Origin of the sequence: Campylobacter sp. JH23 (assembly GCF_017846595.1) — a bacterium.
Classification (GTDB): domain Bacteria; phylum Campylobacterota; class Campylobacteria; order Campylobacterales; family Campylobacteraceae; genus Campylobacter_D; species Campylobacter_D coli.
Genome location: NZ_JAEQBP010000002.1, coordinates 200,507 through 214,727, shown reverse-complemented (window position 1 = coordinate 214,727; position 14,221 = coordinate 200,507). Strand labels below are relative to the sequence as shown.

Sequence of the window (14,221 nt, the reverse complement as noted above, 5' to 3'; positions counted from 1 at the left end):
AATTATTTTATTTTTGAATAAAATATGAAATCGGGCTTAGTATTTTTAAATTATTAAAAAAACATTTATATAATTTTTCTAAGTCAATTGCCAATTTATAGGTTTTTTTCCTAAATTTTTTAAAATTTCATTAGCTTTTGAAAAATGTTTACAACCTAAAAAGCCTGTTCTAGCTAGTGGACTAGGATGTGCTGCTTCTAAAATAAAATGTTTTTTTGTATCGATTAAAGCTTTTTTGGATTTTGCATAATTTCCCCAAAGTATAAAAATAAGTCCTGATTTTTCAAGACTTAACTTTGAAATCACCGCATCACTAAATTCTTGCCAACCCCACGAGCTATGACTTGCAGGCTTTCCCACTTCAACGCTAAGAATGGAATTTAAAAGTAAAACTCCTTGTTTTGCCCAAGAACTTAAATCCCCGCTTTTAGAAGGTTCTATATTAAGATCTGCTTTTAATTCTTTATAAATATTTAAAAGACTAGGAGGAATTTTAACCCCACAAGGCACAGAAAAACTAAGCCCCATAGCTTGATTGGGTTGATGGTAAGGATCTTGTCCTAAAAGTACAATTTTAAGCTCACTCAAAGGAGTAAGATTAAAAGCATTAAAGGTTAAATTTGAAGGAGGATAGATAATGGCTTTATTGTTTAAAGCTTGTATATAGCGTTTTTTGATTTCTAAAAAATAGCTTTTGCTAAATTCTTCTTTTAAAAACTCTTTCCAATCATTATTTATTTTGATATCTTCAATGTTTATAGTAATTTCTTTCATAAAAACTTCCAAAAATAAATTAAAGGTATATTTTATCAAACAAGCCAAGAAAAATATATTAATTTTTACTGAAATAAATAAAATTAATTAATAAATAAAAATTAAATATAAAAAGAGTTAAATTATCCTAAAAGTCTATTTTATAGTATTTCTAAAGAATAAATATTGTTAACCAATTATTAACCAAAATTACAATATGATTATACTGATATGAGTACAAGTAATAAAGCTTGTATGAAAAATTAAATTAAGAAAGGTTTCAAATGGGAACAAGAAAAGAGCACGATTTTATCGGGGAATTAGAAATTTCTGATGAGGTTTATTATGGAGTGCAAACCTTTAGAGCGGTGGAAAATTTCAATATTTCACACGAGAGGCTAAAGGATTTCCCACGCTTTGTAAGAGCTTTAGCAAGGGTTAAAAAAGCAGCTGCTATGGCAAATTATGAATTAGGTCTTTTAGATAAAGATATCCAAGATGCTATTATTAAAGCTTGCGATAAAATTTTAGAGGGCGGATATTACGATCAATTTGTAGTTGATATGATACAAGGTGGAGCTGGAACAAGTACAAATATGAATGCCAATGAAGTGATAGCCAATATAGCACTTGAGCTTATGGGTCATAAAAAAGGTGAATACCAATATCTTCATCCAAATGATCATGTGAATTTAAGTCAAAGTACAAATGATGCTTATCCTACTGCTTTGCATCTTGCTTTGCATGATTATCTAAGTGATTTAGCAAAAGCTATGGAACATCTTAAAAAAGCTTATGAGAGAAAAGCAGAAGAATTTAAAGATGTATTAAAAATGGGTAGAACCCAACTTCAAGATGCAGTACCTATGACTTTGGGTCGTGAGTTTAAAACTTTTGCAGTAATGATGGGTGAAGATATACAAAGAGTTTTAGAAGCTAGAAAACTGATTTTAGAAATCAATTTAGGCGGAACAGCTATAGGAACAGGTATTAATTCTCATCCTAATTATCCAAAAGTAGTAGAAAGAAAAATAAGAGAAGTAACCGGCTTTGAATACACTGTGGCAGAAGATCTTATCGAAGCAACTCAAGATACAGGAGCTTATGTCCAAATTTCAGGTGTTTTAAAACGCGTTGCAACAAAACTTTCTAAAGTATGTAATGACTTAAGACTTCTAAGCAGTGGTCCAAAATGCGGTCTTAATGAAATCAATTTGCCAAAAATGCAACCAGGTAGTTCTATCATGCCAGGTAAAGTAAATCCTGTTATCCCTGAAGTGGTAAATCAAGTTTGTTACGCTGTAATTGGAGCGGATGTAACCGTTACTTTTGCAAGCGAGGGCGGACAATTGCAGCTTAATGTTTTTGAACCTGTAATTGCTTATAGTTTATTTAATTCTATTGTTATGCTTGAAAAAGCAATGCATACTTTAGCAGATAAATGTATAGATGGTATTAGTGCTAATGAAAAAATTTGTTCTGATTTTGTTTATAACTCAGTAGGGATCGTAACTGCTTTAAATCCTTATATAGGTTATGAAAATTCAGCCAGTATTGCTAAAGAGGCTATGAGTACAGGTAAGAGAGTAGCTGATATCGCACTTGAAAGAGGACTTTTAAGCAAGGAGCAAATTGATGAAATTTTAACTCCTGCAAATATGTTAAATCCACATATGGAAGCTAAAAAATAGCATTTTAGGATTTAATATGGATATAATGATAATTTTGCAAGTAATCGTTCTTCTTGGGGCGATTTTTATTGGTATTCGTCTAGGTGGTATTGCTATAGGCTATGCAGGAGGACTTGGTGTTGTTGTTTTAGGACTTGTTTTGGGAATGAAACCAGGAAATATTCCTTGGGATGTAATTTTAATCATAGCTGCAGCTATTGCAGCTATTTCTGCGATGCAACAAGCTGGTGGGCTTGATTATATGGTTAGGGTTACAGAAAAAATTTTAAGATCCAAGCCTAAATTTATTAATTATCTTGCTCCAGCTTGCGGATGGTTGCTTACTATCTTAGCAGGAACAGGAAATGCAGTATTTTCTTTAATGCCTGTTGTAGTTGATGTTGCAAAATCTCAAAATATAAAACCTAGTGTTCCACTTTCATTAATGGTTGTTTCTTCGCAAATTGGAATCACTGCTTCTCCTGTGAGTGCAGCTGTGGTTTATATGAGCGGGGTTTTAGAACCACTAGGATGGAATTATCCAACTTTAATTGGAATTTGGATCAGTACAACTTTTATAGCTTGTATGCTTACAGCTTTTATAGTGAGTTTAATCACTCCTATGGATTTAAGCAAAGATAGCGTTTATCAAGAACGCTTAAAAGCAGGACTTGTTAAAGATGCAGGAGCTATTTTACATGGTGAAGATAAACCAGGTGCTAAACTTTCAGTAGCAATTTTTCTTATCACTGTTTTGGCAGTTGTACTTTATGCAACCGCAATTTCAAGCAATATTAAATGGATTGATCCTGTTGTGGTTCCAAGAGATGCAGCTATTATGAGCTTTTTACTTACTGCAGCAACTTTGATCACTTGGCTTTGTAAAGTTGAACCAGGTAAAATTCTTGATACCAGTGTATTTAAAAGTGGTATGACTGCTTGTGTTTGCGTTTTTGGTGTAGCATGGCTTGGAAATACTTTTGTTGCAGGACACGAAGCTTCTATTAAAGAAGTAGCAGGCGACTGGGTTAAACAAACCCCTGCTATGTTAGCAGTTGCATTTTTCTTTGCAAGCATGCTTTTATATTCTCAAGCAGCAACCGCAAAGGCCATTGTACCTGTAATTATCACCGCTTTAGGAATTTCAGCAGCAAATCCGCATGATTCTTATATGCTTGTAGCTTGTTTTGCAGCAGTTTCGGCACTTTTTGTGCTTCCAACTTATCCAACCTTACTTGGTGCTGTGCAAATGGATGATACAGGAACGACTAGAATTGGTAAATTTATATTTAATCACTCTTTCTTTGTACCAGGAGTTTTAGCTATTGCAATTGCTGTAGCTTTAGGCTTTGTAATCGCTCCTATGTTAATGTAATAGCCCTTTTTTGGGCTATTATCAATTTTATGATATATTAAAATTATAATTTTTATTTTTGGAATTATAATGAAATATAAAACAATTGTTTTTTCTATTTTAGCGATAATTTTTTCAGCATGCTCTACTCATCAAGAACAAAATGTATTCTATCAACAAAATTTATTCTCTCAAACTTGCAATAAGCAATTTTTTCAAGAGCAACAAGAAAAGATCAGTCAAAATAAAGATGTGATTTTTACAGGTTTAAATACAGGTTATATCGCAAGAGATTGTAAGGATTTTAACTTAAGTAATTCTATTTTTGATAAGGTTGAAGATTCTTATAAATACGATGTGGATTTGCAAAGTTTATCCAAGAAAAGCACAAGAGCACTTGCATCTACTTTGATAAATGAGGGTGTAAATGATTATCAAGGTGCTTGGTATGAAAGAACCATGCTTAATGTTTATAAGGGTTTAAATTTTATGAGTTTGGGAGATTTTGTGAATGCTAGGGTGGAATTTAACCGCGCATTGATGAGACAAGAAAAGGCAAAAGAGTATTTTGCTTCCGAAATTAAAAAAGCATATCAAGAGGCTAGCAAGGAAGAAAAATTAAGGCAAAATATCGATAATAATATAAAAATTGTTTCAAAACAATATGAAAATCTTTTTAAAGACTTTAATGCACAAAAAGATTATACCAATCCTTATGTAACTTATATTTCATCTATATTTTTCTTTATGGATTATGATTATAAAAAAGCAGCGGATTTACTTAAAGAAGTTTATGTGCTGAATTTAAATAAAGAAATAGAAAAAGAATTTAAGATTTTTGATCAATATTCAAGCAGTTTAAATCCAAAAAAATTAAAAAAATATATTTTTATAATATATGAAAATGGATTAAGTCCTGCTTTGGATGAATTTAATCTAACCTTGCCATTTATCTTTGATGATTATATTACGACTGCTAGTGTTGCTTTACCTATTTTAAAAAAGCGTAATGCTTCTTATGAAAATTTAAATATTGCAAACAATCATCAGAAATTTACAACTTCTAATGCTTTTGATTTTGATCAAATTGTTGCGAGTGAATTTAAAGCCAATTTGACTTCAATCATCATCAAATCTTTAATCTCAAGCACTTTAAAAACAAGTTTAAATATGGCTGTGGCTAAAAATGATGAGAGTGGAATTTTAAGTCTTGCTACAAATATTTTTAGCATTGCAACCACAAGAAGTGATTTAAGATTTTGGAATTTTTTACCTAAAAATATACAAATTATGATGATTGAAAATGATGGATCAGTACAAATTTATGATGATAAAAATCAAAAAATTTATTCTAGTGAAGTGGATATTGATAAAAATGTATTGATTGTAGTGCGTTCTTTTGCTTCTCAATTTCCCGCTAGGGTTTACAAAATTGAAAACTAAAAGAGTATAATTACAAAAAAAGGAGAAATAATGAAAAAAAATATTTTTATAATCTTTAGCGCATTTTTCGCAGTATTTTTTGCAGCTTGTGGAGCGCCTGTTTATACTGATGGTTATGCAAGTCAAAAAAAACAAGGTGATGCTTTAACCTTAGGACTTGATAGGGAAGATTTTGAAAAAACTGCTCAAATTATGATAGATAGTATGTTAAGCGATCCTGCTTTTGCCAATATTCAACCAGGTCAAAGAAAGGTTATTGCTATAGGTAAAATTATCAATGATACTCCCCAACGCATTGATACAGATAAGCTCATTAGTAAGATCACTATAGCGCTTAGAAAATCAGGTAAATTTGTCCTAACAACAGCTGTTGCAGCGGGTGGAGCTAGGGATGAAATGAGTGAAGCAGTAAGAGAATTAAGAGATAATGATGAATTTAATCAAAACACCATTTCTAGCAAAGGAACTTTGGTTGCACCTGATTTTTCAATCAGCGGAAAGATCCGCCAAGACAATGTCAAGCTTAAGAATGGCGATATACAAGCAGAGTATTTCTTTTATCTAAGCGTTACGGATTTAAATTCAGGACTTGCTTATTGGGAAGATGAAAGAACGATTGATAAAACAGGCTCAAGTAAATCGGTAACTTGGTAATGAAAAAAATCTTTTTATTTTTAACCATCTTGAGTTTTATGTGGGCGCAAGATGATGTTATTATTTATGATTATGTTCCGCTAGAGGATGTTAATTTAAGTTCTTTAGATCCTGTTCAGAGTCTTAAAACCTTGCCACACCAAAGAAATAAATTTCAAAAAGTGGTGCAAGGTAATGGAACAGGAGAAAGCAAGGAAGAAGCTTTAAATAATGCTTTAATAGACGCTTTATCACAATTTAAAGGAGTTTCTAATGTCAATTTAAGACAAGAGCTTCAAAGTATTGATTTAAGCTTCTCTCATTTAGGACAAATTTCACAAAAATCTAAAAGTGTCCTTCAAAATGTAAGTAAGGGTTATATCGATACTTATAAAGTAGATAAAATTGATCAAAACGGAACGCTTTGGCAAGTTGAAATTTCAGCTTTTAAATCTTTGTATCAAAACGATAATAAACCTAAATTAGTAATTTTAAACGATAAAAACAAAGAAGAATCATATTTAAAAAGAGCTTTGTATGATGCTTTTTCACAGGATGAGAATTTTACTCTTTTGGAAAGAGAGCATGATTTTAAAGATGAAAATAAAATTATAAAAAGCGAAGATGGTTCTAGCGAAGAAAGCTATAAATTAGGCAATGTTTTGGGTGCTGATTATATTTTAGAATTTGAGATTTTAGATATTACTCAAGCAAAACAAAGTAAGATAAGCTATCAAAATAATACAAAAGTAAGTATAAATATAGCCTATAAGCTTATATTTTATCCTACAAGAGAGCTTGTTTTTTCTAAAACCTTCAATACAACTTTTACTTTATCTGGCGACAGCAAAAAAGAGCAAAAAAATTGGGAAAACATTGCGTTATTTATGCAAAGAGAAATGGAAAAATCATTATTTTTTGATACTTTAGAAGAAGATAACAAACAAGAAGGGAAAGAAAATACTTATAAACTTCATGAAAATGGCGGGGTCAATCTTGGCTTTTAAATTGCTTTAGGGTTTATTTTAAACTCTAAAGTCTTTCTTAAATTCATCAAATATTAAAGAAAATTTTTGTAAAATTAAAACTTTTCTAGCCATTAAAGCTTTTAAATCCGAATTTCGGTGCTTTGTGGCACTTACCAAATTATTAAGGAAAAAGCAATGTATGCTATTATTAAACACAGCGGAAAGCAGTATAAAGTTAGCGTTGGCGATGAGTTAAAGCTAGATCACTTTGAAGCTGAAAGCAAAGCAAGTATTGAAGTAAGTGAAGTTCTTGCTATCAATGATAAAGAATTAAAGGTAGGTGCGCCTTTCGTAGCAGGTGCAAAAGTTGTTTTGGAAGTGATTAATCACGGAAAAGATAAAAAAGTTGTGATTTATAAAAAAAGACGCAGAAAAGATTCTAAACTTAAACGCGGTTTTAGAAGACAATTCACTCGCGTTGTAGTAAAAGATATTAAAGCTTAAGGAGTAAAGAATGGCACACAAGAAAGGTCAGGGTTCAACTCAAAATAACCGCGATTCTATAGGTCGTCGCTTAGGTGTTAAAAAATTTGGTGGTGAATTTGTTAGAGCAGGAAATATCATTATTCGCCAAAGAGGAACTGCAACTCATGCAGGAAATAATGTAGGCATAGGAAAAGATCACACTATCTTTGCTTTAATTGATGGTTTTGTGAAATTTGAAAGAAAAGACAAAGATAGAAAAAAAGTTTCTGTATACCCTGCATAAGTTTTTAGGGCGTTTTTACGCCTTAGAAACTTTAAATTTATAAATTTAACTTCTATAATTTATTCTAATTTAGCTTTATAAATTTAAAATCAAAGGCAATTATAATGTTTATTGATAGTGTTAAGATTACTTTAGCTTCGGGCGATGGTGGCAAAGGCGCGGTGAGTTTTCGTCGTGAAAAGCATGTTCCTCTTGGCGGGCCTGATGGTGGCGATGGAGGAAATGGCGGGGATATCATCTTCGTTTGCGATAATAATACACATACACTTGTAAATTTTAAAGGTAAAAGAGAGCTTCGCGCGCAAAATGGCGCAGGTGGAATGGGACGCAACAAAAATGGAAAAAAGGGTGAAAATTTAGAACTTATTGTCCCTGAGGGAACGCAAGTTATTGATGCGCAGACTAATGAAGTTTTATTAGATCTTACAAAAGAGGGGCAAAGAGAACTTTTTCTAAAAGGTGGCAAAGGAGGGCTTGGAAATACGCATTTTAAACATGCAACCAATCAGCGCCCTGATTATGCACAGCCAGGCATTAAAGGCGAAAGTCGTTTAGTAAGACTTGAGCTTAAGCTTATCGCCGATGTAGGACTTGTAGGCTTTCCAAATGTGGGAAAATCCACCCTTATAAGTGTAGTTTCAAATGCAAAGCCTGAAATCGCAAATTATGAATTTACCACGCTCACGCCAAAACTAGGGCTTGTAGATGTGGATGAGTATAATTCTTTTGTGATGGCTGATATTCCAGGGATTATCGAAGGTGCAAGTGGGGGCAAAGGCTTAGGGCTTGCATTTTTAAAACATATAGAAAGGACTAGCTTTTTACTTTTTGTACTAGATCCTATGAGAGAAATGCCTTTAAAAGAGCAATTTATAGTGTTAAGAAAAGAGCTTGAGAAATTTTCAAATGAGCTTTTTGGACGTGAGTTTGGCATAATGATTTCAAAAAGTGATAGTGTGAATTTGGGTGAAGATTTTGCCGAGCAGATCGCCCAAAATATAGCGAATTTAGAAGAATATTTAAAAAGTATTGATAATCCACAAAGCTTTTTAATCAAAGTATCAAGCCTTGAAAAAACTGGACTTAAAGAGCTTAAATTTATGCTTTTAGAAGAGATTAAAAAATTAAGAGAAAAGCGTGAAAAAAAGGTGATAAAATAATCACCTCGAGATATTTTAATTATAATCTTGATTTATAGCAAAATTAAATTTTTAACTTTTTAATCTCATTTTCAAGCACACCATAAGGCGTTAAGCCTATGAATTTTTCATCTATCTTGCCTTCTTTAAAAAAGCTAAGTACAGGTACTCCGTATATTTCTCCAACTGCACCTGAGAGATATTTGGCTGCTTTTTTTTCATAAAATAAAGCCAGATGCGACAAACCCTTTTCATTTGCCCAAGCTTTAGCATCCTTTGCATCTTTAGCATCGCCTAGTACTATAAAAATATTAAAATCATAATTTTTAGCTAAATCTTGCAAAATAGGAATTTGCTCTTTACAAACCCCACAATCTTTAGTAAAAAATACTAATGCAAAATTTTGTGTTTGATCGTCTAATTTTAAACTTTTTTCAAAACCATTATAAGAGAAATTATAAATTTTATTGCTATTTAAAGCTTTAAAATTTTCTCCACTATCGCAAGCTATAAAAAATAAAGCTACAATTAAAGCAAAGAGATAAGTTTGGATTCGAAAGTTTGCCATGGTTTTTCTCCTAAAATTCTTTCTTTTATAATCCCATCTTTAAGTATGATGGTGGTTGGAGTTGCAAATACAGCGTAGCGATCATTGGTGATTTTAAGATCATCGGTTAAAACTTTGATATTTTTAAAATTTAATTGTTCGGCCAAAACCTGAACGACTTCAACTTTATCTACCGAATTTATAGCATAAACGCTGATTTTATTTGGGTGTTCTTGCATAAATTTATCCAAAGAAGGCAGCTCTTGCAAACAAGAAGGACATCCATTTTGAAAGAAAACTAAGACTTTTATATTGCTTTTATCATCAGCTAATTTAACAGCCTTTCCCAAAGTATCTTTGGCTGAAATTTCAGCTCCTATTTGGCCAATTTTACCTTGGTCTTGATTTGTGTCAAAAGAGCAGGCATTGAGCAAAAAAAGACTTATGAAAAATAAAAATACTTTTTTCATTTTAAAATTCCATGTTGCAAGATAAGGGTGCGATCTGCAAATTTTGCTAATTCGGGATTGTGTGTGATCAAGACTATGGTTTTACCCTCATTTTTTAATTTTTGCAAGGTTTCAAGAACGATTTTTTCATTGGCTTCATCCAAATTCCCTGTAGGCTCGTCAGCAAGTAAAATTTCAGGATTGTTAATCAATGCTCTTGCTATACAAACTCTTTGTTGCTCTCCACCGCTTAGTTGGCTTGGTAAATGGCTAAGGCGATGTGAAAGCCCTACTTTTTCAAGTACAGCTTTTGCATCCTCTTCATCTACGCTAGAATGATAGTATTGCGAAAGCATAACATTTTCTAAGGCACTAAGATAAGGAATGAGATGAAATTGCTGAAAAATAAGCCCAATTTTTTCTCGGCGCAAAGTGATTTTTTGCTCTTCATTTATTTGTTCTAAATCTTCATTATCTAAAATGTATTTACCACTGCTTGGATCATCCATAAGAGATAATATATTTAAAAGCGTTGATTTTCCACTTCCAGAAGGACCCATGATGGCAAGCCATTCTCCTTTGTAAATATTTAAATTTATATTATCCAGTGCTTTTACTTTACCAAATTTTTTGCTTAAATTTTTAATTTGTATAAGTTCTTTCATTATTCACCTTTCAAATTTTCACAGACATTGATTTTTAATGCTTTTTTTATAGGAAAAAAGGCAGCTAAAAAAGCAAAAAACAAAGAAACAATTAAAGCCATAAATATAGCCTTAAATCTAAAATCTATACTTGCATTAAAAATCAAATATCCAAATATATTTGCTAAAAATATCCCACAAAAAGCTCCTATAATGCTAGCAAAAAGACTAATGATAAAATATTCACAAGCAAAAAGCTTGAAAATTTCACTTTTTTTAGCACCCAAGGCTAAACGCAAGGCAATTTCTTTTTTACGCGAAAATATAATCGAGCTTAGAGTGGTGTTTACACTTGTTGTGACTATGATTAAGACAACAAGTATGATTAAAAACATTAAAGCTTTTATTTTGTCTAAAACTAGGCCTTCGCTTAAAGATACTGATGAAATAGGTTTTGCATTAATGCTTTCATTGCTAATATTTTTTGTTTTTGTATTTATCTCATCAAAATTCCCATAAACAACCGCATTAGCATACTGAATTCCAAAGGTATCGCTTAAATTTTGTACTACGCTTAAAGGCGCTAAAACTATGCTGTCTAATTCATCATTACTTAAGAGTATGCCTTTTATCGTAAGCTTAGTAGTTTTGCCATTTTCTGGGTTGTAAATTTGAAGTTCATTGCCTACTTTAAGTCCTAGTTGTTTGGATAAATTAATACCCAAAAAAGCTGAATTTTCATCAAAATCACTTAGAGAAAAGCTCCCTTCTTTAACTTCTATAAAAGGCTTAGTTATCTTTAAGGCTCTAAAATCTGTACCCAAAACTACTCCACTAGTGCTACCCAAATTTAAAAATGTATACAAAAAAGGAGTTAAGGCTCTAGCTTTTAAATTCTTTTTTGCTTCTTCATAGTCTTGATTTAAGATAAGTTCTTTATCATTTTTAGGCTCGATGATAACATTTGCTCCATAAGCTTTTAATTCTTTAGAAAGCTTTGTATCAATATCAAAATAAATATTTAAAAAAGCCGAGCAAGTTAGTGCTCCTATAAAAACACTTAAGACAATAATAAAAAGTCTTTGATAAGAAAAAGCAATGCTTTTAAAAAGCTCATTTAAAAAAAACTTATCTACCATAAAGAACTCCTGCGGGAGAAAGATTTGCAATATTTTTTATAGGAAGCAAGCATCCAAGTATAGCTATCAAACCTGCAAATACAAGACTTAAAGGCAAGGCTATAAAAGCAATGTTTATAAAATATCCAAAAATTCCAAGGCTGATAAGCTCTGAAAGTCCTATGCCAAAAATAAATCCAAATACAGCAGAAACTAAAGCTATGATCAAATTTTCACCTGCAAAAAGTAAGTAAATTTGAAATGTATTTGCCCCCAGTACTTTTAAAAGCCCTATTTCTTTTTTTCTGCGGTGAATTTCAGAACTCATTAAACTTGATATAGCAATACTTGCAACAATAAGACAAATAATACAAGTAATAGCCATCAAAGACTGAATTTTTTTAACAACCAAACTTTGTGCATCGCTTATGGCATTGAGTGCTTTTGCATCCGCTCCTGGCAAGCCATCGCTAATTTGACTAGCAATTGATCCTACATAAGCTGAGCAATACCATTTATCGTATTCTATTTGATCGAGTTTTTCCTCGCCCATTCGGCGTACCTTTTCAGAAAGGGCTGATTCAGGTATGGTAAAAGCTCTTACTTCAGCACTTGCATATAAGCCTTTTTTTTCTAATAATTCTTGAGCTAAATTTAAAGGAGTGATGATTTTGTTCGACATTTTAGGATTGGCGTGGAGTAAAATTCCTACAATTTTTACTTCTTTTGAAATTTTATTCTCTCCTATGAGTTGTATCGTGTCATTGATTTTAAGATCGTTATTTTTAGCAAAATCTTCGCCTAGCATGATTTCATTGCTGTCATCTTTAGCCCATTTGCCTTGCACTTTCAAATAAGGATAAAGACTTTTAATACCTGTGATAAAATCATCATCATCTTTTATTTCAATCGCTTTTTGAAAATAAGTACCATAAAGGAGTATTTTTTTTGAGGAATTATTGCTTTTTATTTCTATCTTTCCTTCTAAAAAAGGAGCAAAGGCTGTGATATTGTTTCGCCAATAAATATCTTTTAGCATATATAAATTTTTTTCTTCTAAATAGTTTTTATTTTTTAAAGGTTCGTAAAGCTCATTGCCTATTTCTATGCTAAGGCTTGAGCCTTTAGGCAAAACCAGTATATTAGATCCATAACTTTTAAGTTGCTTAGTTACTTCATCGCCTATACTTAGAGTGATATTTAACATTGTACATAGCAAAAGCGTAGCCAAAAAACAAGTAAGAAAAGCTAGAAATTTTTGAATTTTATTTCTAAAGATAGAATGAGTTATCATTTTAACTAGCATTATTTCTCCTTTGGATTAAAAATAAAGCTTCTGTATCTTCTACATATTTCATAGGATCTTTCTTAAATTCCTCATAGTTTTTTTCATTTGAAAAATAATAAGTTATACCTTTATAGCTGTAAGAAAAAGGTGCTTGAGTGTTAATGATCTTATCTTTTGAAACAGGATCTTGCACTTGTATATCTTTAATTTGACTAAAATAATTAGATCCTGCTACAACATCTTTAACATCTATGGTGATTTTTTCACCATCATAATCGTATTTTAATGGGATAGGATTGCAACCCCCTGTTTTTCCTACACTCGGTAGAAAAATTCGCACATTGCACGAAATGCAAATTAATTCCCCTTCTTTTTTAATATAACCCATATCCCCACAAATAGCACAAGCATCAAAAACAGCCACAGGAGAATCCCTATCTTCTCTTTTATTGATGAGGAAAAACCTTATCACTTTGCCTTGCTCGCTTATATAAGCAAAACGATGAAGTTTGTTATCTCTTAAAAGCGCTACATCAAAGATAAATTTGCCATTTTTATCAGGTAAAAGTTCTGTAGGCTCGTCTATGCTTAAGGGTTTAGAACTTACCATAAAAAAGTATAAGATGATACAAAAACTCAAAATACAAGAGATAAAAACACTAGAAAAATAGCGATTTATGAGAGTATTTTTTGCTTCATTTTTGCGGTAAACAATATCTAAAATTTGCTTTTTTACAATATTTTTTTTGCGAATTTGCAAACTTAAAAATGCTAAAAAAATGATGAAAAATAAATAAACATAAATTCCAAAAACACCAAAATAATTACTTTTTCCAACAAAACTTACTAAAAAAGTATGAGTTTCTATGAAAGAATTTCGCATCAGTGTAAGCAATATATTTGCTAAAACCTTATCTCCTTCTATAAAAATAAGGATTAAAAAAAGTATAAAACTTGCTTTTTTGTTGATATTCTTTTGCCACTTTAAAAAGAAGAAAATTAAAATACAAATTAATAAAGCTAAAGCAATAAAACCTAAAGAAGAAATGGCTTCGCTATCGATTAAAACACCATTAAATATAGGAAAATCTTGAGTTAAATTATAATAATGCAAAGCTATGCAAAAACTCAAAATTCCTAGTAAAATAAAACTTAAAATTTCTATTTTTTGCCAAAAATAAAACACAAAACTCAAAAGCAAACAGGCTATAAAAATAAAATTGAAATTAAATATCAAATTCTCAGTTTTTAGAAATTGTGCTGCAATAAAAAAAGCAAAATATCCAAATAAAAAGCCTAAAAAAAGAGCTAAAAAGCTTTTAAAAATATATCTTTTATCGGGCGTAATAAAAGCCATTAAAATGCTTAAGGGCAAGATACTAGAAAGAAAATGCACAAAATATATACTCATAATTTACTCTTTAAACATTGTTATTTTAATTTTTC

At 31.2% G+C, this 14,221-nt stretch carries 15 protein-coding genes; 8 read left to right on the top strand and 7 right to left on the bottom strand.

Annotated features, from left to right (window positions below):
• Window positions 1–78: 78 nt before the first annotated feature.
• Entirely contained in the window at window positions 79–774 is a 696-nt protein-coding gene (gene ung, locus KAR88_RS02750) for a uracil-DNA glycosylase (RefSeq protein WP_052780656.1), read from the bottom strand.
• A 263-nt stretch (window positions 775–1,037) separates the two neighbouring features.
• On the opposite strand from ung, the gene aspA reads away from it, so the two are divergent.
• The 8 genes from aspA (at window position 1,038) to obgE (ending at window position 8,750) form a co-directional block, all read left to right on the top strand.
• The gene (gene aspA, locus KAR88_RS02745; RefSeq protein WP_002778788.1) at window positions 1,038–2,444 is read left to right on the top strand and encodes an aspartate ammonia-lyase; all 1,407 of its coding nucleotides are present in this window, start codon (window positions 1,038–1,040) and stop codon (window positions 2,442–2,444) included.
• A 16-nt stretch (window positions 2,445–2,460) separates the two neighbouring features.
• Window positions 2,461–3,798, top strand: coding sequence for an anaerobic C4-dicarboxylate transporter (locus KAR88_RS02740; RefSeq protein ID WP_002778798.1), 1,338 nt, complete (start codon window positions 2,461–2,463; stop codon window positions 3,796–3,798).
• 69 nt (window positions 3,799–3,867) lie between these two features.
• On the top strand, window positions 3,868–5,220 hold the full coding sequence (locus tag KAR88_RS02735; protein ID WP_002792566.1) for a hypothetical protein: 1,353 nt from the start codon (window positions 3,868–3,870) through the stop codon (window positions 5,218–5,220).
• A gap of 30 nt (window positions 5,221–5,250) precedes the next feature.
• A complete protein-coding gene (gene lpoB, locus KAR88_RS02730) occupies window positions 5,251–5,874 on the top strand; it encodes a penicillin-binding protein activator LpoB (RefSeq protein WP_002778802.1) in 624 nt (207 codons plus the stop codon).
• Complete coding sequence (locus KAR88_RS02725) at window positions 5,874–6,860, top strand: hypothetical protein (RefSeq protein WP_002786390.1); 987 nt, start codon at window positions 5,874–5,876, stop codon at window positions 6,858–6,860. The genes lpoB and KAR88_RS02725 overlap by 1 nt, the downstream gene beginning before the upstream one ends.
• A gap of 156 nt (window positions 6,861–7,016) precedes the next feature.
• Complete coding sequence (rplU, locus tag KAR88_RS02720) at window positions 7,017–7,325, top strand: 50S ribosomal protein L21 (RefSeq protein WP_002778820.1); 309 nt, start codon at window positions 7,017–7,019, stop codon at window positions 7,323–7,325.
• Between the two features lie 10 nt (window positions 7,326–7,335).
• Complete coding sequence (rpmA, locus tag KAR88_RS02715; protein WP_002778821.1) at window positions 7,336–7,590, top strand: 50S ribosomal protein L27; 255 nt, start codon at window positions 7,336–7,338, stop codon at window positions 7,588–7,590.
• 104 nt (window positions 7,591–7,694) lie between these two features.
• Window positions 7,695–8,750: a GTPase ObgE gene (gene obgE, locus KAR88_RS02710; protein ID WP_002778822.1), complete on the top strand. Its 1,056-nt coding sequence runs from the start codon at window positions 7,695–7,697 to the stop codon at window positions 8,748–8,750.
• Window positions 8,751–8,793: 43 nt separating this feature from the next.
• On the opposite strand, the gene KAR88_RS02705 is transcribed toward obgE, so the two are convergent.
• The 6 genes from KAR88_RS02705 to KAR88_RS02680 are packed head-to-tail and all read right to left on the bottom strand — an operon-like array spanning window position 8,794 to window position 14,186.
• On the bottom strand, window positions 8,794–9,297 hold the full coding sequence (locus KAR88_RS02705) for a thioredoxin domain-containing protein (protein ID WP_002829429.1): 504 nt from the start codon (window positions 9,295–9,297) through the stop codon (window positions 8,794–8,796).
• Entirely contained in the window at window positions 9,258–9,746 is a 489-nt protein-coding gene (locus KAR88_RS02700; protein ID WP_002778824.1) for a TlpA disulfide reductase family protein, read from the bottom strand. Before KAR88_RS02700 ends, KAR88_RS02705 begins: the two co-directional genes overlap by 40 nt.
• A complete protein-coding gene (locus KAR88_RS02695) occupies window positions 9,743–10,390 on the bottom strand; it encodes an ABC transporter ATP-binding protein (RefSeq protein ID WP_002781337.1) in 648 nt (215 codons plus the stop codon). The genes KAR88_RS02700 and KAR88_RS02695 overlap by 4 nt, the downstream gene beginning before the upstream one ends.
• The gene (locus tag KAR88_RS02690) at window positions 10,390–11,508 is read right to left on the bottom strand and encodes an FtsX-like permease family protein (RefSeq protein ID WP_002781335.1); all 1,119 of its coding nucleotides are present in this window, start codon (window positions 11,506–11,508) and stop codon (window positions 10,390–10,392) included. The genes KAR88_RS02695 and KAR88_RS02690 overlap by 1 nt, the downstream gene beginning before the upstream one ends.
• Window positions 11,498–12,796 carry an ABC transporter permease gene (locus KAR88_RS02685; RefSeq protein WP_072212046.1) on the bottom strand — a complete coding sequence of 433 codons (1,299 nt, stop codon included), beginning with the start codon at window positions 12,794–12,796 and terminating at the stop codon, window positions 11,498–11,500. Before KAR88_RS02685 ends, KAR88_RS02690 begins: the two co-directional genes overlap by 11 nt.
• A complete protein-coding gene (locus KAR88_RS02680) occupies window positions 12,783–14,186 on the bottom strand; it encodes a Fe-S-containing protein (RefSeq protein WP_002781331.1) in 1,404 nt (467 codons plus the stop codon). Before KAR88_RS02680 ends, KAR88_RS02685 begins: the two co-directional genes overlap by 14 nt.
• Window positions 14,187–14,221 lie beyond the last annotated feature (35 nt).